The following is a 21108-nucleotide window of genomic DNA, read 5'->3' as shown; positions in this document are numbered from 1 at the left end:
TGGTCATTCCCATTGTCCGGGGCGACAAGGGCGGCAAATTTCAATGGATTGCGTAAAAATGCAAAAATAATGGGGTTCAGCGCCTGGAATCCTCGCTTCTGAGCCAATTTGGCGCAAAAATGGGAAAAGTAATGGTAAAGCCCAGGCTAAATACATAGAATCCCCAGCACATCCATAAGTCAGCTATTTACTATGCTCGAATTGCTTTACACCGCTCTTCTCTACCTTATTCAGCCTCTGATCTGGATACGGCTTTGGGTGCGTGGACGTAAAGCGCCGGCCTATCGTAAACGTTGGGGTGAACGCTACGGATTCTACCGCCGTCCGTTGAAACCGGGCGGAATCATGCTGCATTCCGTCTCGGTGGGCGAAACTCTGGCGGCCATCCCATTGGTCCGCGCTCTACGTCATCGCTATCCCGATCTGCCTATTACCGTAACGACCATGACGCCGACCGGCTCGGAGCGCGTCCAGTCCGCCTTTGGCAACGATGTTCAGCACGTTTACTTGCCTTATGATTTGCCCGATGCGCTCAATCGTTTCCTCAATGAGATTGATCCTAAGCTGGTATTGATCATGGAGACTGAGCTCTGGCCAAATCTGATTGCTGCGCTGCACAAACGTCATATTCCGCTGGTTATCGCTAATGCACGGCTTTCCGCCCGCTCCGCCGCGGGTTATGCGAAGCTTGGCAAGTTTGTCCGTACGCTCCTGCGCCGTATCACCCTGATTGCCGCGCAAAACGAAGAAGATGGCGAACGCTTTGTGGCATTGGGCGCGAAGAACAATCAGGTCACGGTCACCGGCAGTCTGAAATTTGATATTTCAGTTACGCCGCAGTTGGCGGCTAAAGCCGTTACGCTACGCCGCCAGTGGGCGCCGCACCGTCCGGTCTGGATTGCCACCAGCACCCACGATGGCGAAGAGAGTATCGTTATCGCCGCTCACCAGGCGTTATTACATCAATTCCCGAATTTATTACTGATTCTGGTGCCCCGCCATCCGGAGCGTTTCCCGGATGCTATCAATCTTGTGCGTCAGGCAGGGTTAAGCTACATCACTCGCTCTTCGGGCGAAGTGCCGTCCGCCAGCACCCAGGTCGTGGTAGGCGATACCATGGGCGAATTAATGTTGCTCTATGGCATTGCCGATCTCGCCTTTGTTGGTGGTTCGCTGGTTGAACGCGGCGGTCACAACCCGCTGGAGGCCGCCGCTCATGCGATTCCGGTACTGATGGGTCCGCATACCTTTAACTTTAAAGATATTTGCGCCCGTCTGGATCAGGCGAGCGGACTTATCACGATTACCGATGCGGCTACGCTGGCAAAAGAAGTTTCCTCTTTACTGACCGACGCTGATTATCGTAATTTCTACGGACGTCACGCAGTTGAAGTGCTGTATCAAAATCAGGGCGCGCTCCAGCGTCTGCTGCAACTGCTGGAACCTTATCTGCCACCGAAAACGCATTGAGGACTGTCATGCAAAAACGGGCGATTTATCCAGGCACGTTTGATCCGATTACTAACGGTCATCTCGATATTGTGACGCGCGCAACGCAGATGTTCGACCATGTCATTCTGGCCATCGCCGCCAGCCCCGGCAAGAAACCCATGTTCACCCTGGAGGAGCGTGTGGCGCTGGCGCAAAAAGCGACCGCACACCTGGGTAACGTAGAGGTGGTGGGCTTTAGCGACCTGATGGCCAATTTCGCCCGCGACAGACAGGCGAATATCCTGATTCGTGGTCTGCGCGCGGTGGCGGATTTTGAATATGAAATGCAGTTGGCGCATATGAATCGCCATCTGATGCCGCAACTGGAAAGCGTTTTCCTGATGCCGTCCAAAGAGTGGTCGTTTATTTCATCGTCGCTGGTCAAAGAAGTGGCACGCCATCAGGGCGATGTGACCCACTTTCTGCCGGACAATGTGCATCAGGCGCTAATGGATAAGTTGAAATAAGTTTCCTTGCCGGGCCTGGCGTTTTACTTCTGACAGTGACGGCAATAGAACGTCGCACGCTGTGCGTGTTTCGTTGCGACTATCGGCGTACCGCATACCCGACACGGCTCACCTTTGCGCCCGTACACCTGCAACTCCTGCGCAAAATAGCCCGGTTTCCCATCGCTTTGCAGAAAATCCTTCAGCGTTGTCCCGCCTTGTTCAATAGAGCGCAGCAAAACGGCTTTAATCACCCGCGCCAGCAGGTCGCACTCCTCTGTCGAGAGTGACGACGCCAGGCGGTCAGGGTGAATACCAGCGGCAAACAGCGACTCGCTGGCGTAGATATTCCCCACACCGACCACCAGCTTGTTATCCATCAGCCATGGTTTAATCGCCGTCTTCTTCTTCGCGCATTTCTGCTGCAAATATTCGCCATTAAACTCATCGCTTAGCGGCTCCGGTCCCAGATGCGCCAGTACGTTATGCCCTTCCAGCTCTTTGGTCCATAACCAGGCGCCAAAGCGGCGAGGATCGGTATAACGTAGAATTTTGCCATTGCTCATCACCAAATCGACATGGTCGTGCTTTTCCGCCGGCAGCGCTTCCGACAATATCCGCAGGCTTCCCGACATCCCCAGGTGAATAATTATCCAGCCGTCAGGCAGCTCCAGCAGTAAATATTTAGCACGACGCTGAACGCTAAGGACGGGAGTATCACTCAGACGATAAATTTCATCTGAAACCGGCCAGCGCAGACGGCCGTTACGGATATGGGCGTGCAGGATAGTAGCGCCAACTAAATGGGGTTCAATACCCCGGCGGCTGGTTTCAACTTCGGGTAATTCAGGCATAACGTCTCCGGCTGTGTGGCTGGTCTCATTAATATGGGGACGGCCAGAAAACAAAAAACCCCGCCGAAGCGAGGTTTTTGTTACATCAAAGCGAGAATTATTTGATTTTCGCTTCTTTGTAGATCACGTGCTGACGGACAACTGGATCGAATTTTTTCAGTTCCAGTTTTTCCGGTTTAGTACGTTTGTTCTTCGTAGTGGTATAAAAGTGACCAGTACCAGCAGAAGAAACCAGCTTGATTTTCTCACGAATACCTTTAGCCATGATTTATTTCCTCTTAGTACTTAGTACTTTTCGCCACGGGCACGCAGTTCAGACAGAACTGTTTCGATGCCTTTTTTATCGATGATACGCATACCTTTAGCAGATACACGCAGGGTGACAAAACGCTTCTCGCTCTCAACCCAGAAACGGTGAGAGTGCAGGTTAGGCAGGAAACGGCGTTTAGTCGCGTTCAGTGCGTGGGAACGGTTGTTACCGGTCACCGGACGCTTGCCAGTAACTTGGCAGACTCGGGACATGTCTATTCTCCAAAAATCAAATTAGCTCGAGCTTCGTATGGGGTATCGGCGCCTCGTCAGGCTTTACAGCCTGGTCATCGCGCAGTTCTATTGAACTCTCGATTGCCAGGCCCAAATGCCAAACCCGAGATTCTCAAAGGTGGCGTAGTATACGCTGACCCGGCGATATGCTCAAGTCCCGAACAGACAAAGATCCCGATGGATCGCGCAAAGAATCTTAAATCCAGCCGCGTTCGGCAAAAGAAACGTACTCTCCGCGCCCAATTATCAGGTGATCGAGCACCCGGATATCCATAAACTGGCAACACTTTATCACGCGCTCAGTGATAAGTTTATCTGCTTTACTTGGCTCTGCGCAGCCTGAAGGGTGGTTATGCGCCAGAATGACCGCTGAAGCATTGAGTTTAATCGCTTCCCGAACAATCTCACGCGGATGCACCTCTACGTGGTTAAGCGTGCCGGAAAACAGGCGGCTGTGCTGAAGCACCCGGTGCTGGGCATCGAGGAAGATCACCAGAAAGATCTCACGCTCTTCGCCCGTCAGTTGGCTTTGCAGAAATTCCCGCGTCATTTCCGGACTCAGCAACGCACTTTCCTCATTCATGCGCACGCTGTAATAGCGCCTTGCCAGCTCAGCAATGCCTTTCAACTGCGCGAATTTCGCCAGGCCGATGCCGTTTACGCCACGAAACTGCGCAAAGTCCGCCGACAGCAGGCCATACAGCGACCCAAAGTGCTGCAATATCTCTTTTGCCAACGTCATAACATCTTTTCCCGGCGTGCCGGTACGTAAAAAAAGCGCCAGCAACTCCACGTCGCTGAGGGAAGCAATGCCGGATCTGAGCATTTTTTCACGCGGCAATAATTCGTCCAACGTATCCATACGCGCACCTCCTTTTTTAAGGAAGCGGCATAGTGGCACAGCCTTTGGGAGAGATCGACGCCCCGATTTTGTTCTTGCGTAGCGCCTCGCAAAGTGGAGCGCAGGCAAAGACACGACGCCGTAGAGATTGTGATAAAATAGCCGCCTTTCAAAGTCACCCAACAGGAAAGACATGATGAGCCTGGCCGGTAAAAAAATTGTTCTCGGCGTTAGCGGCGGTATCGCTGCGTATAAAACGCCGGAGCTGGTGCGCCGTTTACGTGAGCGCGGCGCTGACGTGCGCGTGGCAATGACCGAGGCGGCAAAAGCCTTTATTACCCCCCTGAGCTTACAGGCAGTGTCGGGTTATCCCGTATCCGACAGTCTGCTTGACCCTGCCGCCGAAGCCGCGATGGGGCATATCGAGTTGGGGAAATGGGCCGACCTGGTGATTCTTGCCCCCGCGACCGCCGATCTGATCGCCCGTGTAGCATCGGGTATGGCTAATGATTTAGTCTCCACCATCTGCCTGGCGACGCCAGCCCCGGTGGCCGTTCTTCCGGCCATGAACCAACAGATGTACCGCGCTGCCGCCACGCAACATAATCTGGAGGTGCTCGCCTCTCGCGGCCTGTTCATTTGGGGGCCGGATAGCGGCAGTCAGGCGTGCGGCGATGTAGGCCCAGGCCGAATGCTGGACCCATTGGTTATCGTTGATAAGGCCGCCGCGCATTTCGCTGCCGTCAACGATCTGCAACATCTTAATATCATGATTACGGCAGGCCCGACGCGCGAACCGCTCGACCCGGTGCGTTATATTTCCAACCACAGTTCCGGTAAAATGGGCTTCGCTATTGCGGCAGCCGCAACGCATCGCGGCGCAAATGTTACGCTGGTCTCCGGTCCCGTTTCGTTACCGACGCCGCCTTTTGTCAAACGGGTTGATGTCATAACCGCGCTGGACATGGAAGCCGCTGTTCAGGCCGCCGTTCAACAGCAGCATATTTTCATTAGCTGCGCCGCCGTGGCTGACTATCGCGCAGAGACTATCGCCAGTGAAAAAATCAAAAAACAGGCGGCGCAAGGTGATGAATTACTAATAAAAATGGTCAAAAACCCGGACATTGTCGCCGGGGTGGCCGCACTCAGTGACAATCGACCCTACGTTGTTGGGTTTGCCGCGGAAACGAATAATGTGGAAGAATACGCCCGACAAAAACGTATCCGTAAGAACCTTGACCTGATTTGTGCAAATGATGTTTCTCTTTCAAATCAGGGATTTAATAGCGATAAAAACGCTTTACACCTTTTCTGGCAGGATGGAGATAAAGTCTTACCGCTTGAGCGGAAAGAACTCCTGGGCCAATTATTACTCGACGAGATCGTGACCCGTTATGATGAAAAAAATCGACGTTAAGATTCTGGACCCGCGTGTTGGTCAGCAGTTTCCGCTGCCGACTTATGCTACTTCTGGTTCTGCCGGGCTTGACCTGCGCGCCTGTCTCGACGACGCCGTAGAACTGGCGCCTGGCGCAACGACGTTGGTGCCTACCGGACTGGCCATTCATATCGCCGATCCATCACTGGCGGCAGTCATGTTGCCGCGTTCGGGCCTGGGCCATAAACATGGTATCGTGCTGGGCAACCTGGTCGGGCTGATTGATTCCGATTATCAGGGGCAACTGATGGTTTCGATCTGGAACCGTGGTCAGGACAGTTTTACCATTGAACCGGGCGAACGTATCGCGCAAATGGTGTTTGTTCCGGTCGTTCAGGCCGAATTTAATCTGGTGGAAGCATTTGACGCCACCGAACGTGGCGAGGGCGGCTTCGGTCATTCTGGCCGTAAGTAAATTTTACGCATCCCCATAACGTCATAATACTGCCGCAAGCGCTGAGTTTGCGGTTATAGCGTGGGTGCTCGCCTGGCAAGTGCTTATTTTCAGGGGTATTTTGTAACATGGCAGAAAAACAAACTGCGAAAAGGAATCGTCGCGAAGAAATACTTCAGTCACTGGCGCTGATGCTTGAATCCAGCGATGGAAGCCAACGCATCACGACGGCAAAACTGGCGGCCTCGGTCGGCGTTTCCGAAGCGGCGCTATACCGCCATTTTCCCAGCAAGACCCGCATGTTCGATAGCCTGATTGAGTTTATCGAAGATAGTCTGATTACCCGTATCAATCTGATTTTAAAAGATGAAAAAAACACCAGCACACGTTTGCGCCTGATTGTGTTGCTGATTCTGGGTTTTGGCGAACGCAACCCTGGCCTGACGCGCATTCTTACCGGGCACGCGCTGATGTTTGAACAGGATCGCCTGCAGGGGCGCATTAATCAGCTTTTTGAACGCATCGAAGCGCAGCTCCGCCAGGTGCTACGAGAAAAAAGAATGCGTGAAGGCGAAGGCTACACGACGGATGAAAATCTGCTGGCAAGCCAACTGTTAGCCTTCTGTGAAGGTATGCTTTCACGGTTCGTGCGTAGCGAATTTAAATACCGCCCAACGGACGATTTCGATGCCCGCTGGCCGCTCATTGCCGCTCAGCTACAGTAACGCTGACTGGATAGTGGCTCACGCCTTATCCAGGCGACAGAAACATAGGCCCGGTAAAGCGCCACCGGGCAATTCGCTTATACGCCAAATTCTTCCCGGTATGCTCGCACAGCCGCCAGATGCTCAGCCATATCAGGTTTTTCTTCCAGATAGGCAATCAGGTCTTTCAGCGTAATGATGGAGATAACCTTACAGCCATAGTCGCGCTCCACTTCCTGAATCGCGGAAATCTCGCCGCGGCCACGTTCCTGACGATCCAGCGAAATCAGTACGCCAGCCAGCGTAGCCCCGTGCGCCTGAATAATCTCCATCGACTCGCGAATCGCTGTACCTGCGGTAATCACGTCATCCACCAGCATCACGCGACCCTGTAGCGCGCTGCCCACCAGACTCCCGCCTTCGCCATGATCTTTTGCCTCTTTGCGGTTAAAGCAGTACGGCAGGTCTTTATCGTGATGTTCCGCCAGCGCAACCGCCGTCGTCGTCGCGATCGGAATACCTTTGTATGCGGGGCCAAACAGCAGATCAAATTCAATACCGGAATCCACCAGCGCTTCGGCATAAAAACGGCCTAACAACGCCAGGTCGCGCCCGGTATTAAACAGCCCGGCGTTGAAGAAATAGGGGCTTTTGCGCCCGGATTTCAGCGTAAACTCGCCAAACTTTAGTACCTGTTTGTTAAGCGCAAACTCAATAAACTGGCGCTGATACGGTTTCATGGATTCGCTCCTTTTCTTACTTTCATCATTTACGAAATTTACGGACAAAAAAAAGGCGACTTTTCAGTCGCCTTAAAATCAATTTTCTAACGCCGCCTTCTGCGTCGCCACAATGGATTCAATTCCCCCTCGGGCCAGCGCCAACAAAGTGAGAAGTTCTTCATGGCTGAACGGCTCGCCTTCCGCGGTACCCTGTACTTCAATAATGCGGCCGTCTTCAGTCATCACGACGTTCATGTCGGTTTCTGCGGCGGAATCTTCAACATATTCCAGATCGCAGATCGCTTCGCCGTTAACGATGCCTACGGAAACCGCCGCCACCATGCCTTTCATCGGGTTGGTTTTCAGCTTACCGTTGGCAACCAATTTATTCAGCGCATCCGCCAACGCCACGCAGGCACCGGTAATAGACGCTGTACGCGTACCGCCATCGGCCTGGATTACATCGCAGTCCAGCGTAATGGTAAATTCGCCGAGCGTTTTCAGATCGACCGCCGCACGCAGCGCACGCGCGATCAAACGCTGAATTTCCATAGTACGACCGCCCTGCTTACCCTTTGCTGCTTCACGCGCGTTACGGGTATGGGTAGCGCGAGGCAACATGCCATACTCTGCGGTGATCCACCCCTGGCCTTGCCCTTTCAGAAAACGTGGGACGCCTTCTTCAATGGAGGCGGTGCACAACACTTTGGTATCTCCAAATTCGACCAGTACCGAGCCTTCAGCGTGTTTTGTATAGTTACGGGTCAGGGTTACGGGACGCACCTGATTAGCGCTACGGCCTGCTGGACGCATATTGAGATCTCCGGCTTAAAACGAATGTGGCTGCGCATTATACGGACTTCCGATGGTTATTCCTATCCTGACAAGGCATGGATAGCTATAATCCCCTCATCTCTCCTTTAAAAACGGGAACATCTATGATCCGCAGTATGACCGCCTACGCCCGGCGTGAAATCAAGGGTGAATGGGGTAGCGCGACCTGGGAAATGCGCTCGGTAAACCAGCGTTATCTGGAAACTTACTTTCGTCTGCCGGAACAGTTCCGTAGTCTTGAACCCGTCGTGCGCGAACGCATTCGTACACGCCTGACGCGTGGCAAAGTCGAATGTATGCTGCGTTTTGAACCCGATGCCAGCGCGCAAGGCGAGCTTATTCTGAATGAAAAGCTCGCGAAACAATTAGTTAGCGCCGCAAACTGGGTCAAAATGCAGAGCGACGAAGGGGAAATCAATCCGGTTGATATTTTGCGCTGGCCAGGTGTCATGGCGGCGCAAGAGCAGGATCTGGACGCGATTGCCGCAGAAATTTTAGCCGCACTGGACGGTACGCTGGATGACTTTATCGTCGCGCGCGAAACGGAAGGCCAGGCGCTGAAAGCGCTGATTGAACAACGTCTGGAAGGCGTCAGCGCCGAAGTAGCGAAAGTCCGCGCGCATATGCCGGAAATCCTGCAATGGCAGCGTGAACGCCTGGTCGCGAAGCTGGAAGATGCTCAGGTTCAGTTGGAAAACAACCGTCTGGAGCAAGAGCTGGTGATGATGGCGCAGCGCATTGATGTGGCGGAAGAGCTGGATCGTCTGGAAGCGCACGTCAAAGAGACTTACAACATTCTGAAGAAAAAAGAGGCGGTAGGTCGCCGTCTGGACTTCATGATGCAAGAATTTAACCGTGAGTCGAACACCCTGGCCTCCAAATCCATCAACGCTGATGTAACTAACTCCGCTATTGAATTAAAAGTGTTGATCGAGCAAATGCGCGAGCAGATCCAGAATATTGAATAATTCTGGCGCTCAATATGTCACAGAGCCCGCCTTATGCGGGCTCTCGCGTTTATCGGTAGTACGTTTTTAATTTCCGGCGAATAGCGTCGATAAGGCGTCGCTTCCACTCTACCGTTGAAGCCCGATACTGCATAAAAATAGCGCCTTCCGCCTGCTCCCCGGCAAGCGGCAGGACAAAAAGACCGCGCTTATCGGATAAATTTTCATACCAGGGGCGCGGTACAATCGCCATTAGCGGCGCCGACTGGACAGCAGGCGCAAGTTGACTGTAATCATGACAAACAAACGCCAGCGGACGTTCAAACCCGGCACGAGCCTGCTGCCTGTCCAGTTCGTTGTTCTCTTTTGTCCACGGCAAACAGTAAATGTGTTGATAATGCTGTAGATCAGCAAAATTCAACGCTGTGGCATTCTCCAGACGTGAACGCAATGGCGCGCCATAAACCGCGATCAAACGCGTAGTCCCCACCCGCTCGTAATGCAGAGCGCTGACCTGCTTTTGATGGTCGCCAATTGCCAGCACCAAATCAACCGAGCTATCCAACAGTTCATCACGCCAGGGTCGGCGGGCAAAAGGAAGGCACTCGATCACCGCCTGATGAAGATGACCTTTCTCTGCGAGAACGGGCGTAAGCAGCGCGTTCAATGCGGGAGGAAGTACCACCCGGAAACAACGGGAGCCGTTCTCTTTATCGCCAAACAGCTCCTCATTAAGCGAAACAAATACAGGCGCCAATTTGTCACGCAGCGCCTGCGCATAAGGCGTAGCAATCTGGCGGTTCCCTTCCCGTCGAAACAACGGATCGTTTAGCGCATCGCGCAATCTCATTAACGCATGACTTACCGCAGAAGGCGACAAAGCCAGCTTTTGCGCCGTTTTCCCCGTAGAGCTCGTCTCCAGCAGCACATACAGTACTTTTAACAGGTTCATATCCATTTGCAGCAAGTTCATTAAACGTCTCTCTTATTGAACCTGGCTAAATTACTGCCAGGTATACTGCGGGCGCTTCAATCAGGAGAGCATTATGAATCGCTATGTATTATTCTTTGTATGTATATTTTCAACATCAGCACTTCCTGCCATGGCGGCATTAGATCCTTCACAACCGTTATCACCCGCGCCTCCGTTATCACTGTTTAAAGCGTGGGCTAAGCCTATAAAGCCGTTTCAAATCACAGAAGGCGTGTGGTATGTCGGCACGGAAAATCTCTCTTCTATTCTGCTGACCACTCCGGCAGGGCATATTCTTATTGATGCGGGGTTGGATGAAAGCGCACCGCAAATTAAAGCGAATATTGAAGCGGCAGGATTCCTCCTCACAGACGTGCGCTATCTGTTGAATAGCCATGCGCGGCTGGATCAAGCGGGGGGCATGGCACGTTTGAAAGCGTGGAGCGGCGCACAATTGGTCGCCAGTCAACCCAACGCCGATCAGATGGCGAGGGGTGGACGAGAGGATTTTGCGCTTGGCGATGCGCTCCCCTTCCCGCCCGTCACCACTGATAAAATTATCCACAACCAGGAAAGCATCAGCCTCGGAGGGATAACCGTGACAGCACTATTCACGCCTGGACATCTACCCGGCTCAACCTCCTGGCGCGTAACGCTCCGCAACAGCAAGACGCTAATTTACGCAGATAGTCTCGCTACGCCCGACTATCTGCTGATTAACAACAAAAATTACCCTGACCTGGTTACTGATATTCAGGGTAGCTTTAAGACACTGGCCGCCCAGCATGTTGATATCTTTATTGCCAACAAAGGTGACCGCTTCGGGCTACTGGAGAAACGACAGCAACTTCGTAACGGCGATACACAGGCATTCTTTGATTCCAATGGCTTGCAACAGTATGTGGAACGCTCGCGTCAGCGCTTCATCACACAACTTACCGCACAGCAGCCATAATGAAATAACTCACCGGCGGCGCATCCAGGGCGCCGTTCAGGTAATTTATCTAAGTCAAAACAGAAAAACCTCGCATACAATAAACCACAAAAATGACGTTCAATTTATTGATATTTATAATAAATAATTATTAATCATAAATTTAAAATCATTACTAAAATTTATTAATCGTGTAATGCCTTAGAAAATCTCAATCGTGATACAGCGCACAAATCGTTAATCTTCGCCCCCAGTAAATTAGGGGGAAATCATGCTGTTGCACGTTCTTTATTTAATTGGCATTACTGCCGAGGCCATGACGGGCGCACTCGCTGCGGGTCGTCGTCGCATGGATACATTCGGCGTAATTATTATTGCTACCGCCACCGCCATTGGTGGAGGCTCGGTTCGCGACATTCTGCTCGGTCACTATCCGCTGGGTTGGGTGAAGCATCCCGAATATGTCATTATTGTGGCGACTGCCGCTGTATTGACCACCATTGTTGCCCCCGTCATGCCCTATTTACGCAAGCTTTTCCTGGTACTTGACGCTCTGGGGTTGGTGGTTTTCTCTATTATTGGCGCTCAGATAGCCCTTGATATGGGCGAAGGGCCAATTATCGCCGTGGTGGCCGCCGTCACTACCGGCGTCTTTGGCGGCGTGCTCCGCGATATGTTCTGCAAACGCATTCCACTGGTGTTTCAAAAAGAGCTATATGCCGGCATTTCGTTCGCCTCGGCGGTACTCTATATTGCGCTACAACATTACGTCATGAATCCGGATGTCGTCGTTATCTCTACGTTACTGTTTGGCTTTACAGCAAGGTTATTAGCGCTACGTCTTAAACTTGGCCTGCCGGTATTTTATTACCGCCATGAAGGGCACTAAGACCCAAATCCGGGAATATGCTGAGCAGCCAGCCATCTGCTCAGCGTTTTGATCTGCGGATTATCCCGCCAGCCGATAACTCTCCCGGCACGACGCTCGCCCGTCGCTGGCAACTGCCGCCAGTGTTGCTCTGTTCGCATTAATAACTGCTCCCATGAACGATCGCCGCTGGCCTGTAATGCGGCCTGCGTTAAGGGGATATCCATCGCCATGATCCAGCGGGTAAACGACTGCCGGCGCGCCAGGTTAAATTGCCGCCATATCTGCTCGCTTTTTCCTTTAGCAAAGCCTGGCGTGTTGGCTATTTGCGCTGACGTCAGGGCAAGCCAGGAGAAGATATGCTCAAAACGATGCGTCTGATGCAAGGCCCGCCAGCTAGCTTCACCCATTCCGTCCAGACCCAACGCCGACCGTGACCCCAGCCATACCAGCCTGGAGATAAACTGTTCCTGACACGTTGCCGACGCGTAAAAGCAGGTCAGCGAGTTGAAATGGCTATCAGGCGGTACAGGTTTACTCCGCTCACGACTCCGCCAGACGACCTCATCAAGCCGGGGAATGCCTTGCCCCGCCAGACTCACCAGGATCTGATCGCCCGGCGCGATATCCCACGCCTCCCAACGTTTCACAGAACCGATATTGACCCGCTGAACCCGCTTATCATCCAATATAACGGGGACAAGCGACGCTACTACGGTAATTTTGCCGCTTTTCCCCACCGAGAACTGAATAGCGCTCACTTGCGCGACCTGCGCTACTGGCGGATATTTCCATGCTGCCAGCCAGTCGCCCTGCCCGGGTCGCCAGTATTGTGCCGCGGGCTCTTTAGCCATGCGTATCACTACGCCATCCGTTACAAAGGGCAACGCTGACGTCAGCCATGACTGGCGCGCCCGCTCGACCTCACTGGCATTTTTTACCGCCAGGGAATATTTCTTCGTCAGACTGAATCCAGCCTTAGCAAGTTGGCTTAACCTTTCGGGCATATTTGCCGGACCGTCTGGCCACGCCCAAATAAAAATACCCAACGAATTTAGCGCGGAGGCGTTATCCTGGCGCATTAACATTCCTGCGACTTTCGAGCGCGCATTCATCCCGCCCATCCGTTGCTGGATATGCCCCTCGCGCTGTAGAAAGATTTCGCCCTGCAACACCGCGTTAGCTAGCGCGCCTTGTGTTGTCTGCGGTATAGAGGGGATCCGGCGGATTTTTGGCGTCCAGTCCTCGCCTTGTAGTCCGTTACCCCGGCTAATGGCCCTGGTCAGTTTACCGTTTTGATAAACCAGCGTTACCGCTACGCCATCCACTTTTGGTTGTACCCAAAGCTCGCTGCGCCCGCGCATCCACTGTTCTACCGCCTGTCGGTCCGCGAGTTTGCGTACGCCCGTATGCGCAACAGGGTGCATTGTTGTACCGTTTAACGGCGGTGAAACCGGAGTAGATGATACATCCTGACCAACACAGCGTTGCCACTGAACCAGCCTTGCGCTGAGTTGGTCGTACACACTATCGTCAACCGCGCTAACACCTTGTTTCCAGTAGATGTCATTCCAGTCAGCGAGCTGTTGCTGTAAACGGGCGATTTCTTCAGCGGCCCTTGCTGGCGGCCAGGCCGGGCAAAGCGCCCCACTCTGCGAATGCCACAATAAAATTCCCCACGCCATACTTTTCCATAATCTCATCACGACCTCCTGCGCACATTGCCCGGCAGGTATAGCGCTTTAGTGAATAAAAACCGACAGGTAAAAATGCACCATCCGAGCCGCTTTCCAGATTTTTTGGTGGGTTGCTGCAACGACGCGATAAAAGCGGAAAAAGGGACGCAAAATGCAATAATCTGGCGCAAAAAGTGTGACAAAGACTACGTCGCATAACGGCGATGTGTATAATAAGCCCGTATCAAGGCTCTATTTCGATAATCACAGACGTAATATACTCATGGCTCAAGGTACGCTTTATATTGTTTCTGCCCCCAGTGGCGCGGGTAAATCCAGCCTGATTCAGGCTTTATTAAAAACCCAACCGTTGTATGACACTCAGGTTTCCGTTTCACATACCACGCGCGCGCCGCGTCCGGGTGAAGTGCACGGTGAGCACTATTTCTTTGTAAATCATGATGAGTTTAAAACCATGATTGGCAGGGAGGCGTTTCTGGAGCACGCGGAAGTGTTTGGCAATTACTACGGCACTTCGCGCGAAACCATTGAGCAAGTGCTGGCAACCGGCGTTGATGTTTTTCTGGATATCGACTGGCAGGGCGCCCAGCAAATTCGCGAAAAGATGCCGCAAGCACGCAGCATTTTTATTTTGCCGCCATCAAAGATCGAATTGGATCGCCGTTTACGCGGCCGCGGGCAAGATAGCGAAGAAGTCATTGCCAAACGAATGGCGCAAGCGGTTGCAGAAATGAGCCATTACGCCGAATATGATTATCTTATTGTGAATGACGACTTTGATACCGCGTTAAGCGACTTGAAAACCATCATTCGCGCTGAACGTCTGCGTATGAGCCGCCAAAAGCAGCGTCATGACGCTTTAATCAGCAAATTGTTGGCAGACTGAACCCACTTTCAGTATCATGCCCAGTCATTTCTTCACCTGTGGAGCATTTTAAGTATGGCACGCGTAACTGTTCAGGACGCTGTAGAGAAAATTGGTAACCGTTTTGACCTGGTACTGGTCGCCGCGCGTCGCGCTCGTCAGATGCAGGTAGGCGGAAAGGATCCGCTGGTACCGGAAGAAAACGATAAAACTACCGTTATCGCGCTGCGCGAAATCGAAGAAGGTCTGATTAACAACCAGATCCTTGACGTCCGCGAGCGCCAGGAACAGCAAGAGCAGGAAGCCGCTGAATTACAAGCCGTTACCGCTATTGCTGAAGGTCGTCGTTAATCACAAAGCGGGTCGCCCTTGTATCTGTTTGAAAGCCTGAATCAACTGATTCAAACCTACCTGCCGGAAGACCAGATTAAGCGTCTTCGGCAGGCGTATCTCGTTGCACGTGACGCTCACGAGGGCCAGACACGTTCAAGCGGTGAACCCTATATCACGCACCCGGTAGCGGTGGCCTGTATTCTGGCCGAGATGAAACTCGACTACGAAACGCTGATGGCCGCTCTGCTGCATGACGTGATTGAAGATACCCCCGCCACCTATCAGGACATGGAACAGCTTTTCGGTAAAAGCGTTGCCGAGCTGGTAGAGGGGGTGTCGAAACTTGATAAGCTCAAGTTCCGCGATAAGAAAGAGGCGCAGGCCGAAAACTTTCGCAAAATGATTATGGCGATGGTGCAGGATATCCGCGTCATCCTCATTAAGCTTGCTGACCGTACCCATAACATGCGCACGCTGGGCTCGTTACGCCCGGATAAACGTCGTCGTATTGCCCGTGAAACCCTCGAAATCTACAGTCCTCTGGCGCACCGTTTAGGTATTCATCACATTAAAACCGAGCTGGAAGAGCTGGGTTTTGAAGCGCTGTATCCCAATCGTTACCGCGTCATCAAAGAAGTGGTAAAAGCGGCGCGCGGCAACCGTAAGGAGATGATCCAAAAAATCCTCTCTGAAATCGAAGGACGCTTGCAAGAGGCGGGAATTCCGTGTCGCGTTAGCGGTCGCGAAAAACATCTTTACTCGATCTACTGTAAAATGGTGCTCAAAGAGCAGCGTTTTCACTCGATCATGGACATTTACGCTTTCCGCGTGATCGTTCATGACTCCGATACTTGCTATCGCGTACTCGGTCAGATGCACAGTCTCTATAAGCCGCGTCCGGGACGCGTGAAAGACTATATTGCCATTCCCAAAGCGAACGGCTATCAGTCTTTGCACACCTCGATGATCGGCCCGCACGGCGTTCCTGTTGAAGTCCAGATCCGTACCGAAGACATGGATCAGATGGCGGAAATGGGGGTCGCGGCGCACTGGGCGTATAAAGAACACGGTGAGACCAGCACCACGGCGCAGATCCGCGCCCAGCGCTGGATGCAGAGCCTGCTGGAGCTACAACAGAGCGCCGGTAGTTCGTTTGAATTTATCGAAAGCGTAAAATCCGATCTCTTCCCGGATGAGATTTACGTTTTCACCCCGGAAGGACGCATTGTCGAACTGCCCGCTGGCGCTACGCCGGTGGATTTTGCCTATGCAGTGCATACCGACATCGGCCACGCCTGCGTCGGCGCGCGTGTCGACCGGCAGCCTTATCCGCTGTCGCAGCCGCTTAGCAGCGGTCAGACCGTCGAAATTATTACCGCGCCGGGCGCGCGTCCCAACGCCGCCTGGCTGAACTTTGTCGTCAGCTCTAAAGCGCGCGCTAAAATTCGTCAGTTGCTGAAAAACCTCAAACGTGATGACTCCGTAAGCCTGGGCCGTCGTCTGCTTAACCATGCTTTAGGCGGTAGTCGTAAGCTGGCGGAAATTCCGCAGGAAAATATTCAGCGCGAGTTGGATCGTATGAAGCTGGCAACGCTTGACGATCTGCTGGCGGAAATCGGTCTCGGCAACGCGATGAGCGTAGTGGTCGCGAAAAATCTGCAGCAAGGCGAAGCCGTGGTGCCGACCGTTGCGCAATCGAATCACGGCCACCTGCCGATTAAAGGCGCGGATGGCGTGCTTATCACCTTTGCGAAGTGTTGTCGTCCGATCCCAGGCGACCCGATCATCGCTCACGTAAGCCCAGGTAAAGGACTGGTGATCCACCACGAATCCTGCCGTAATATCCGTGGATACCAGAAAGAGCCAGAGAAATTTATGGCGGTCGAATGGGACAAAGAGACGGAGCAGGAATTCATTACCGAAATCAAGGTGGAAATGTTTAACCATCAGGGCGCGCTGGCTAACCTGACGGCAGCGATTAATACCACCACCTCCAATATTCAAAGCCTGAATACTGAAGAGAAAGATGGTCGCGTCTATAGTACCTTTATTCGCCTTACCGCACGCGATCGCGTACATCTGGCGAATATCATGCGCAAAATCCGCGTGATGCCAGACGTTATTAAAGTCACCCGTAACCGAAACTAGCGCTATGAATCCAAAACGTTATGCGCGTATATGCGAAATGCTCGCCAGGCGTCAGCCTGATCTCACGGTCTGCATGGAGCAAGTCCACAAACCTCATAACGTTTCTGCAATCATTCGTACCGCAGATGCCGTTGGTGTCCATGAAGTCCATGCCATCTGGCCTGGTAGCCGGATGCGCACCATGGCTTCCGCGGCGGCGGGCAGCAACAGTTGGGTACAGGTGAAAACTCACCGTACCATTGGCGATGCGGTAGCCCATTTGAAAGGACGGGGAATGCAGATTCTGGCAACCCATCTTTCTGATAAGGCCGTAGACTTTCGCGAGATTGATTACACGCGCCCGACCTGTATTCTGATGGGTCAGGAGAAAACCGGTATTACTCAGGAAGCATTAGACCTGGCGGATCGGGACATCATCATTCCGATGATCGGCATGGTACAGTCGCTGAATGTTTCCGTCGCCTCCGCGCTCATTCTTTATGAAGCCCAGCGCCAGCGACAGAACGCGGGCATGTATCTGCGTGAAAATAGCATGTTGCCGGAAGATGAACAGCAGCGCCTGCTGTTTGAGGGTGGTTATCCGGTGCTGGCGAAAGTCGCTAAACGTAAAGGTTTGCCTTATCCTCGCGTCAATCAGCAGGGCGAAATAGACGCCGATGCTGACTGGTGGGCGACGATGCAGGCGGCAGGGTAATCACCATGTCAGGCCGCTTGTTAGACGCTGTTCCGCTCAATTCCCTGACAGGTGTCGGCGCAGCGCAAAGCAGTAAACTGGCGAAAATTGGCCTGCATACCGTCCAGGATTTGCTATTACATCTTCCTCTGCGTTACGAAGACCGTACCCAACTCTACCCCATTGGCGAACTGCTGCCTGGCATCTACGCCACCGTTGAAGGTGAAGTGCTGAACTGCAATATCACTTTCGGCGGTCGTCGGATGATGACCTGCCAGATTAGCGACGGTTCCGGCATTCTTACCATGCGCTTTTTCAATTTTAACGCGGCGATGAAAAACAGCCTGGCGACGGGGCGGCGTGTGCTGGCCTACGGGGAAGCGAAGCGCGGCAAGTATGGCGCAGAGATGATCCATCCGGAATATCGCCTGCAGGGCGATCTCAGCACGCCGGAACTTCAGGAAACGCTCACCCCCGTCTATCCGACCACCGAGGGCGTGAAGCAAGCGACACTGCGCAAGCTTACCGATCAGGCGCTGGAGTTGCTCGACACCTGCGCCATTGCCGAACTACTGCCGCCGGAACTGGCGCAGGGTATGATGAGCCTGCCGGAGGCGCTACGTACCTTGCATCGCCCGCCGCCAACGCTCCAGCTCGCCGATTTAGAAACCGGCAAACACCCGGCACAGCGGCGGCTTATTCTTGAAGAGCTACTGGCGCATAATCTCAGTATGCTGGCGCTTCGCGCAGGCGCGCAGCGCTATCACGCTCAGCCGCTAAGTACCAACAACATATTGAAAGACAAGCTGCTGGCGTCGTTGCCGTTTAAACCCACCAGCGCGCAGGCGCGGGTGGTGGCAGAGATCGAACGTGATATGGCGCTGGATGTGCCGATGATGCGTCTGGTTCAGGGCGACGTCGGTTCAGGGAAAACGCTGGTTGCCGCCCTGGCGGCGCTACGCGCCATCGCTCATGGTAAGCAGGTGGCGCTGATGGCACCGACCGAATTGCTGGCTGAACAGCACGCAAATAATTTCCGCAACTGGTTCGAACCGTTGGGCGTTGAAGTGGGTTGGCTGGCCGGTAAGCAAAAAGGTAAAGCACGCCAGGCGCAGCAAGAGGCTATTGCCAGCGGTCAGGTGCAGATGATTGTCGGCACCCACGCTATCTTTCAGGAACAGGTGCAGTTCAACGGCCTGGCGCTGGTCATTATCGATGAGCAGCACCGCTTTGGCGTCCACCAGCGGCTGGCATTGTGGGAAAAAGGCCAGCAGCAGGGCTTTCATCCGCATCAGTTGATTATGACCGCAACGCCCATTCCGCGCACCCTGGCGATGACTGCCTACGCCGATCTCGATACCTCGGTGATTGACGAGCTACCGCCGGGCCGTACCCCTGTCACTACCGTTGCGATTCCGGATACCCGTCGCCATGAAATCATTGATCGTGTGCGCAACGCCTGCACAACCGAAGGCCGTCAGGCCTACTGGGTCTGTACGCTGATTGAAGAATCTGACCTGCTGGAAGCGCAGGCGGCGGAAGCCACCTGGGAGGAGCTCAAGCTGGCGTTACCGGAGTTGAATATCGGCCTGGTACACGGCCGCATGAAGCCCGCCGAAAAACAGGCGGTGATGCAGGCCTTTAAGCAGGGTGAACTGCATCTGCTGGTCGCCACTACGGTGATTGAGGTGGGGGTCGATGTTCCTAACGCCAGCCTGATGATTATTGAAAACCCGGAGCGACTGGGCCTGGCGCAGTTACACCAGCTCAGAGGGCGCGTTGGCCGTGGCGCGGTCGCGTCGCACTGCGTGCTGCTCTATAAATCGCCGTTGTCGAAAACGGCGCAGAAGCGTTTACAGGTATTGCGCGACAGCAACGACGGCTTTGTGATTGCACAAAAAGATTTAGAGATTCGCGGCCCGGGGGAATTACTGGGCACCCGCCAGACGGGGAACGCCGAATTTAAAGTAGCTGATTTGCTGCGCGATCAAGCCATGATCCCCGAAGTTCAGCGTATTGCCCGTCATATTCACGAACGTTATCCGCAGCAGGCACAAGCGCTGATTGAGCGCTGGATGCCGGAAACCGAACGTTATTCCAACGCCTAATGAGCACGGCGGCTTTAATGCCGCCGTACAAACTATTATTGCGCGAAAATCGGCAGCATCAGGTACAGCTTGATCACCAACGCATTGACGATATCGATAAAGAACGCGCCGACCATCGGCACCACCAGGAACGCCATATGCGAGGGGCCAAAACGGTCGGTAATCGCCTGCATATTAGCAATGGCGGTCGGCGTTGCGCCCAGGCCAAAACCACAGTGACCCGCCGCCAGCACCGCCGCATCGTAGTTTTTCCCCATCATGCGCCAGGTGACAAAGATCGCGTACAGCGCCATGAAGATGGTCTGTACCACCAGAATCGCCAGCATCGGCAGCGCCAGCGACGCCAGTTCCCACAGCTTCAGGCTCATCAGCGCCATTGCCAGGAACAGTGACAGACTCACGTTCCCCAGCACCGAAACAGCACGCTCAAATACGCGATAAAAACCCACCAGCGCCAGGCCATTGCTGAGGATCACCCCAACAAATAGCACACAAACGAAGACCGGCAGTTCAAGCACCGTTCCCGCCAGTAGCTGCGCTACGATTTTGCCCACGGTCAGACAGATAGCAATCAGGGCGATAGTTTCGATTAGCACCAGAGAGGTGATCATACGGCCCACATCCGGCTTTTCAAAGGCTGTCGGCACGGCCTGATCGTCAGGCATTCCATCCGGCGTGGTGGAGTGTTTCACCAGATAACGCGCTACCGGGCCGCCAATCAACCCGCCCAGCACCAGGCCAAAGGTTGCACATGCCATCGCAACTTCGGTGGCATTGGCAAAACCATAACGTTCGACAAACAGTTTACTCCACGCCGCGCCGGTACCGTGTCCGCCGGACAGCGTAATTGACCCGGCAATCAGCCCCATTAACGGGTCCAGCCCCAGCAGACTCGCCATGCCGATACCGATGGCATTCTGCATCAGCAGTAATCCGACCACGACGACCAGGAAGACGCCAACAACGCGTCCCCCCTTGCGCAGGCTGGCCAGGTTAGCGTTAAGACCGATCGTCGCGAAAAACGCCAGCATCAACGGATCGCGCAGGGTCATATCAAAGTTGACCTCCCAACCGACGCTTTTTTTCAGCACCAGCAGCGCAACCGCGACCAGTAACCCCCCCGCCACCGGTTCCGGAATCGTATATTTCTTCAGTAAGGAGACAGACTGGACCAGCTTGCGACCCAGTAGCAGCACCAGCGTGGCGGCGACAAGGGTCGATAAGGTATCGAGTTCAAACATTTAAAGCTCCTGTAGTGCGCTGTGACATGTGCGCACAAATCATTTCCTGAGTCA

General features: G+C 53.6%; 22 protein-coding genes. 13 read left to right on the top strand and 9 right to left on the bottom strand.

What is annotated here, in order from left to right; translation table 11 throughout:
- The first annotated feature begins 192 nt into the window (after positions 1 to 192).
- Both waaA and coaD read left to right on the top strand, forming a co-directional pair.
- Entirely contained in the window at positions 193 to 1470 is a 1278-nt protein-coding gene (gene waaA / locus ACLD4K_RS15370; RefSeq protein ID WP_000891580.1) for a lipid IV(A) 3-deoxy-D-manno-octulosonic acid transferase, read from the top strand.
- An 8-nt stretch (positions 1471 to 1478) separates the two neighbouring features.
- Complete coding sequence (gene coaD, locus ACLD4K_RS15365; RefSeq protein WP_001171887.1) at positions 1479 to 1958, top strand: pantetheine-phosphate adenylyltransferase; 480 nt, start codon at positions 1479 to 1481, stop codon at positions 1956 to 1958.
- 23 nt (positions 1959 to 1981) lie between these two features.
- Here coaD and mutM read toward each other — a convergent pair whose 3' ends face one another.
- The 4 genes from mutM to radC all read right to left on the bottom strand — a co-directional run bounded on the left by mutM (position 1982) and on the right by radC (position 4196).
- Entirely contained in the window at positions 1982 to 2791 is an 810-nt protein-coding gene (gene mutM / locus ACLD4K_RS15360) for a bifunctional DNA-formamidopyrimidine glycosylase/DNA-(apurinic or apyrimidinic site) lyase (protein WP_001114515.1), read from the bottom strand.
- 97 nt (positions 2792 to 2888) lie between these two features.
- Entirely contained in the window at positions 2889 to 3056 is a 168-nt protein-coding gene (rpmG, locus tag ACLD4K_RS15355; RefSeq protein WP_001051798.1) for a 50S ribosomal protein L33, read from the bottom strand.
- Between the two features lie 20 nt (positions 3057 to 3076).
- The gene (rpmB, locus tag ACLD4K_RS15350) at positions 3077 to 3313 is read right to left on the bottom strand and encodes a 50S ribosomal protein L28 (RefSeq protein ID WP_001519051.1); all 237 of its coding nucleotides are present in this window, start codon (positions 3311 to 3313) and stop codon (positions 3077 to 3079) included.
- A 217-nt stretch (positions 3314 to 3530) separates the two neighbouring features.
- On the bottom strand, positions 3531 to 4196 hold the full coding sequence (gene radC, locus ACLD4K_RS15345) for a RadC family protein (protein WP_000380129.1): 666 nt from the start codon (positions 4194 to 4196) through the stop codon (positions 3531 to 3533).
- A gap of 175 nt (positions 4197 to 4371) precedes the next feature.
- Between radC and coaBC the strand changes: the two genes are divergently transcribed.
- From coaBC to slmA, 3 genes are all read left to right on the top strand, one after another.
- Complete coding sequence (coaBC, locus tag ACLD4K_RS15340) at positions 4372 to 5592, top strand: bifunctional phosphopantothenoylcysteine decarboxylase/phosphopantothenate--cysteine ligase CoaBC (protein ID WP_411012115.1); 1221 nt, start codon at positions 4372 to 4374, stop codon at positions 5590 to 5592.
- Positions 5570 to 6028 carry a dUTP diphosphatase gene (gene dut / locus ACLD4K_RS15335; protein WP_000976078.1) on the top strand — a complete coding sequence of 153 codons (459 nt, stop codon included), beginning with the start codon at positions 5570 to 5572 and terminating at the stop codon, positions 6026 to 6028. The genes coaBC and dut overlap by 23 nt, the downstream gene beginning before the upstream one ends.
- Positions 6029 to 6135: 107 nt before the next feature.
- The gene (gene slmA / locus ACLD4K_RS15330; RefSeq protein ID WP_000818607.1) at positions 6136 to 6732 is read left to right on the top strand and encodes a nucleoid occlusion factor SlmA; all 597 of its coding nucleotides are present in this window, start codon (positions 6136 to 6138) and stop codon (positions 6730 to 6732) included.
- Between the two features lie 77 nt (positions 6733 to 6809).
- On the opposite strand, the gene pyrE is transcribed toward slmA, so the two are convergent.
- Complete coding sequence (gene pyrE / locus ACLD4K_RS15325) at positions 6810 to 7451, bottom strand: orotate phosphoribosyltransferase (protein WP_000806167.1); 642 nt, start codon at positions 7449 to 7451, stop codon at positions 6810 to 6812.
- A 78-nt stretch (positions 7452 to 7529) separates the two neighbouring features.
- Entirely contained in the window at positions 7530 to 8246 is a 717-nt protein-coding gene (gene rph, locus ACLD4K_RS15320; RefSeq protein WP_001247078.1) for a ribonuclease PH, read from the bottom strand.
- Positions 8247 to 8371: 125 nt separating this feature from the next.
- Between rph and ACLD4K_RS15315 the strand changes: the two genes are divergently transcribed.
- Positions 8372 to 9235 carry a YicC/YloC family endoribonuclease gene (locus ACLD4K_RS15315; protein WP_000621352.1) on the top strand — a complete coding sequence of 288 codons (864 nt, stop codon included), beginning with the start codon at positions 8372 to 8374 and terminating at the stop codon, positions 9233 to 9235.
- A gap of 49 nt (positions 9236 to 9284) precedes the next feature.
- On the opposite strand, the gene ACLD4K_RS15310 is transcribed toward ACLD4K_RS15315, so the two are convergent.
- Positions 9285 to 10187 (bottom strand): LysR family transcriptional regulator, encoded by a 903-nt coding sequence (locus tag ACLD4K_RS15310; RefSeq protein WP_001050866.1) that lies wholly within the window; start codon positions 10185 to 10187, stop codon positions 9285 to 9287.
- A 73-nt stretch (positions 10188 to 10260) separates the two neighbouring features.
- Here ACLD4K_RS15310 and ACLD4K_RS15305 point away from each other — a divergent pair, with 73 nt between their 5' ends.
- Together ACLD4K_RS15305 and ACLD4K_RS15300 are read left to right on the top strand one after the other, a co-directional pair.
- Positions 10261 to 11142, top strand: coding sequence for an HARLDQ motif MBL-fold protein (locus ACLD4K_RS15305; protein WP_411012099.1), 882 nt, complete (start codon positions 10261 to 10263; stop codon positions 11140 to 11142).
- Positions 11143 to 11392: 250 nt separating this feature from the next.
- Positions 11393 to 12010, top strand: a complete 618-nt coding sequence (locus tag ACLD4K_RS15300; RefSeq protein ID WP_000924334.1) for a trimeric intracellular cation channel family protein — start codon at positions 11393 to 11395, stop codon at positions 12008 to 12010.
- Here ACLD4K_RS15300 and ligB read toward each other — a convergent pair.
- Positions 12007 to 13692: an NAD-dependent DNA ligase LigB gene (gene ligB / locus ACLD4K_RS15295; RefSeq protein ID WP_411012098.1), complete on the bottom strand. Its 1686-nt coding sequence runs from the start codon at positions 13690 to 13692 to the stop codon at positions 12007 to 12009. The genes ACLD4K_RS15300 and ligB overlap by 4 nt on opposite strands.
- A gap of 256 nt (positions 13693 to 13948) precedes the next feature.
- On the opposite strand from ligB, the gene gmk reads away from it, so the two are divergent.
- The 5 genes from gmk to recG are packed head-to-tail and all read left to right on the top strand — an operon-like array spanning position 13949 to position 19813.
- Positions 13949 to 14572: a guanylate kinase gene (gene gmk / locus ACLD4K_RS15290; RefSeq protein ID WP_000046966.1), complete on the top strand. Its 624-nt coding sequence runs from the start codon at positions 13949 to 13951 to the stop codon at positions 14570 to 14572.
- A 54-nt stretch (positions 14573 to 14626) separates the two neighbouring features.
- Positions 14627 to 14902, top strand: coding sequence for a DNA-directed RNA polymerase subunit omega (gene rpoZ / locus ACLD4K_RS15285; protein ID WP_000135058.1), 276 nt, complete (start codon positions 14627 to 14629; stop codon positions 14900 to 14902).
- Positions 14903 to 14920: 18 nt separating this feature from the next.
- The gene (gene spoT, locus ACLD4K_RS15280; RefSeq protein WP_000280481.1) at positions 14921 to 17032 is read left to right on the top strand and encodes a bifunctional GTP diphosphokinase/guanosine-3',5'-bis pyrophosphate 3'-pyrophosphohydrolase; all 2112 of its coding nucleotides are present in this window, start codon (positions 14921 to 14923) and stop codon (positions 17030 to 17032) included.
- Positions 17033 to 17036: 4 nt separating this feature from the next.
- A complete protein-coding gene (trmH, locus tag ACLD4K_RS15275; protein ID WP_001068436.1) occupies positions 17037 to 17726 on the top strand; it encodes a tRNA (guanosine(18)-2'-O)-methyltransferase TrmH in 690 nt (229 codons plus the stop codon).
- Between the two features lie 5 nt (positions 17727 to 17731).
- Entirely contained in the window at positions 17732 to 19813 is a 2082-nt protein-coding gene (gene recG, locus ACLD4K_RS15270; protein WP_411012097.1) for an ATP-dependent DNA helicase RecG, read from the top strand.
- 35 nt (positions 19814 to 19848) lie between these two features.
- On the opposite strand, the gene gltS is transcribed toward recG, so the two are convergent.
- Positions 19849 to 21054, bottom strand: a complete 1206-nt coding sequence (gltS, locus tag ACLD4K_RS15265; RefSeq protein WP_000462250.1) for a sodium/glutamate symporter — start codon at positions 21052 to 21054, stop codon at positions 19849 to 19851.
- Between the last annotated feature and the right edge of the window lie 54 nt (positions 21055 to 21108).

It is taken from the genome of Salmonella sp. 741265055_HSA (genome assembly GCF_046569525.1).
Lineage (GTDB): Bacteria > Pseudomonadota > Gammaproteobacteria > Enterobacterales > Enterobacteriaceae > Salmonella > Salmonella enterica.
The sequence above is the reverse complement of the archived record's forward strand: the minus strand, read 5'-3'. Positions and strand labels throughout refer to the sequence as shown.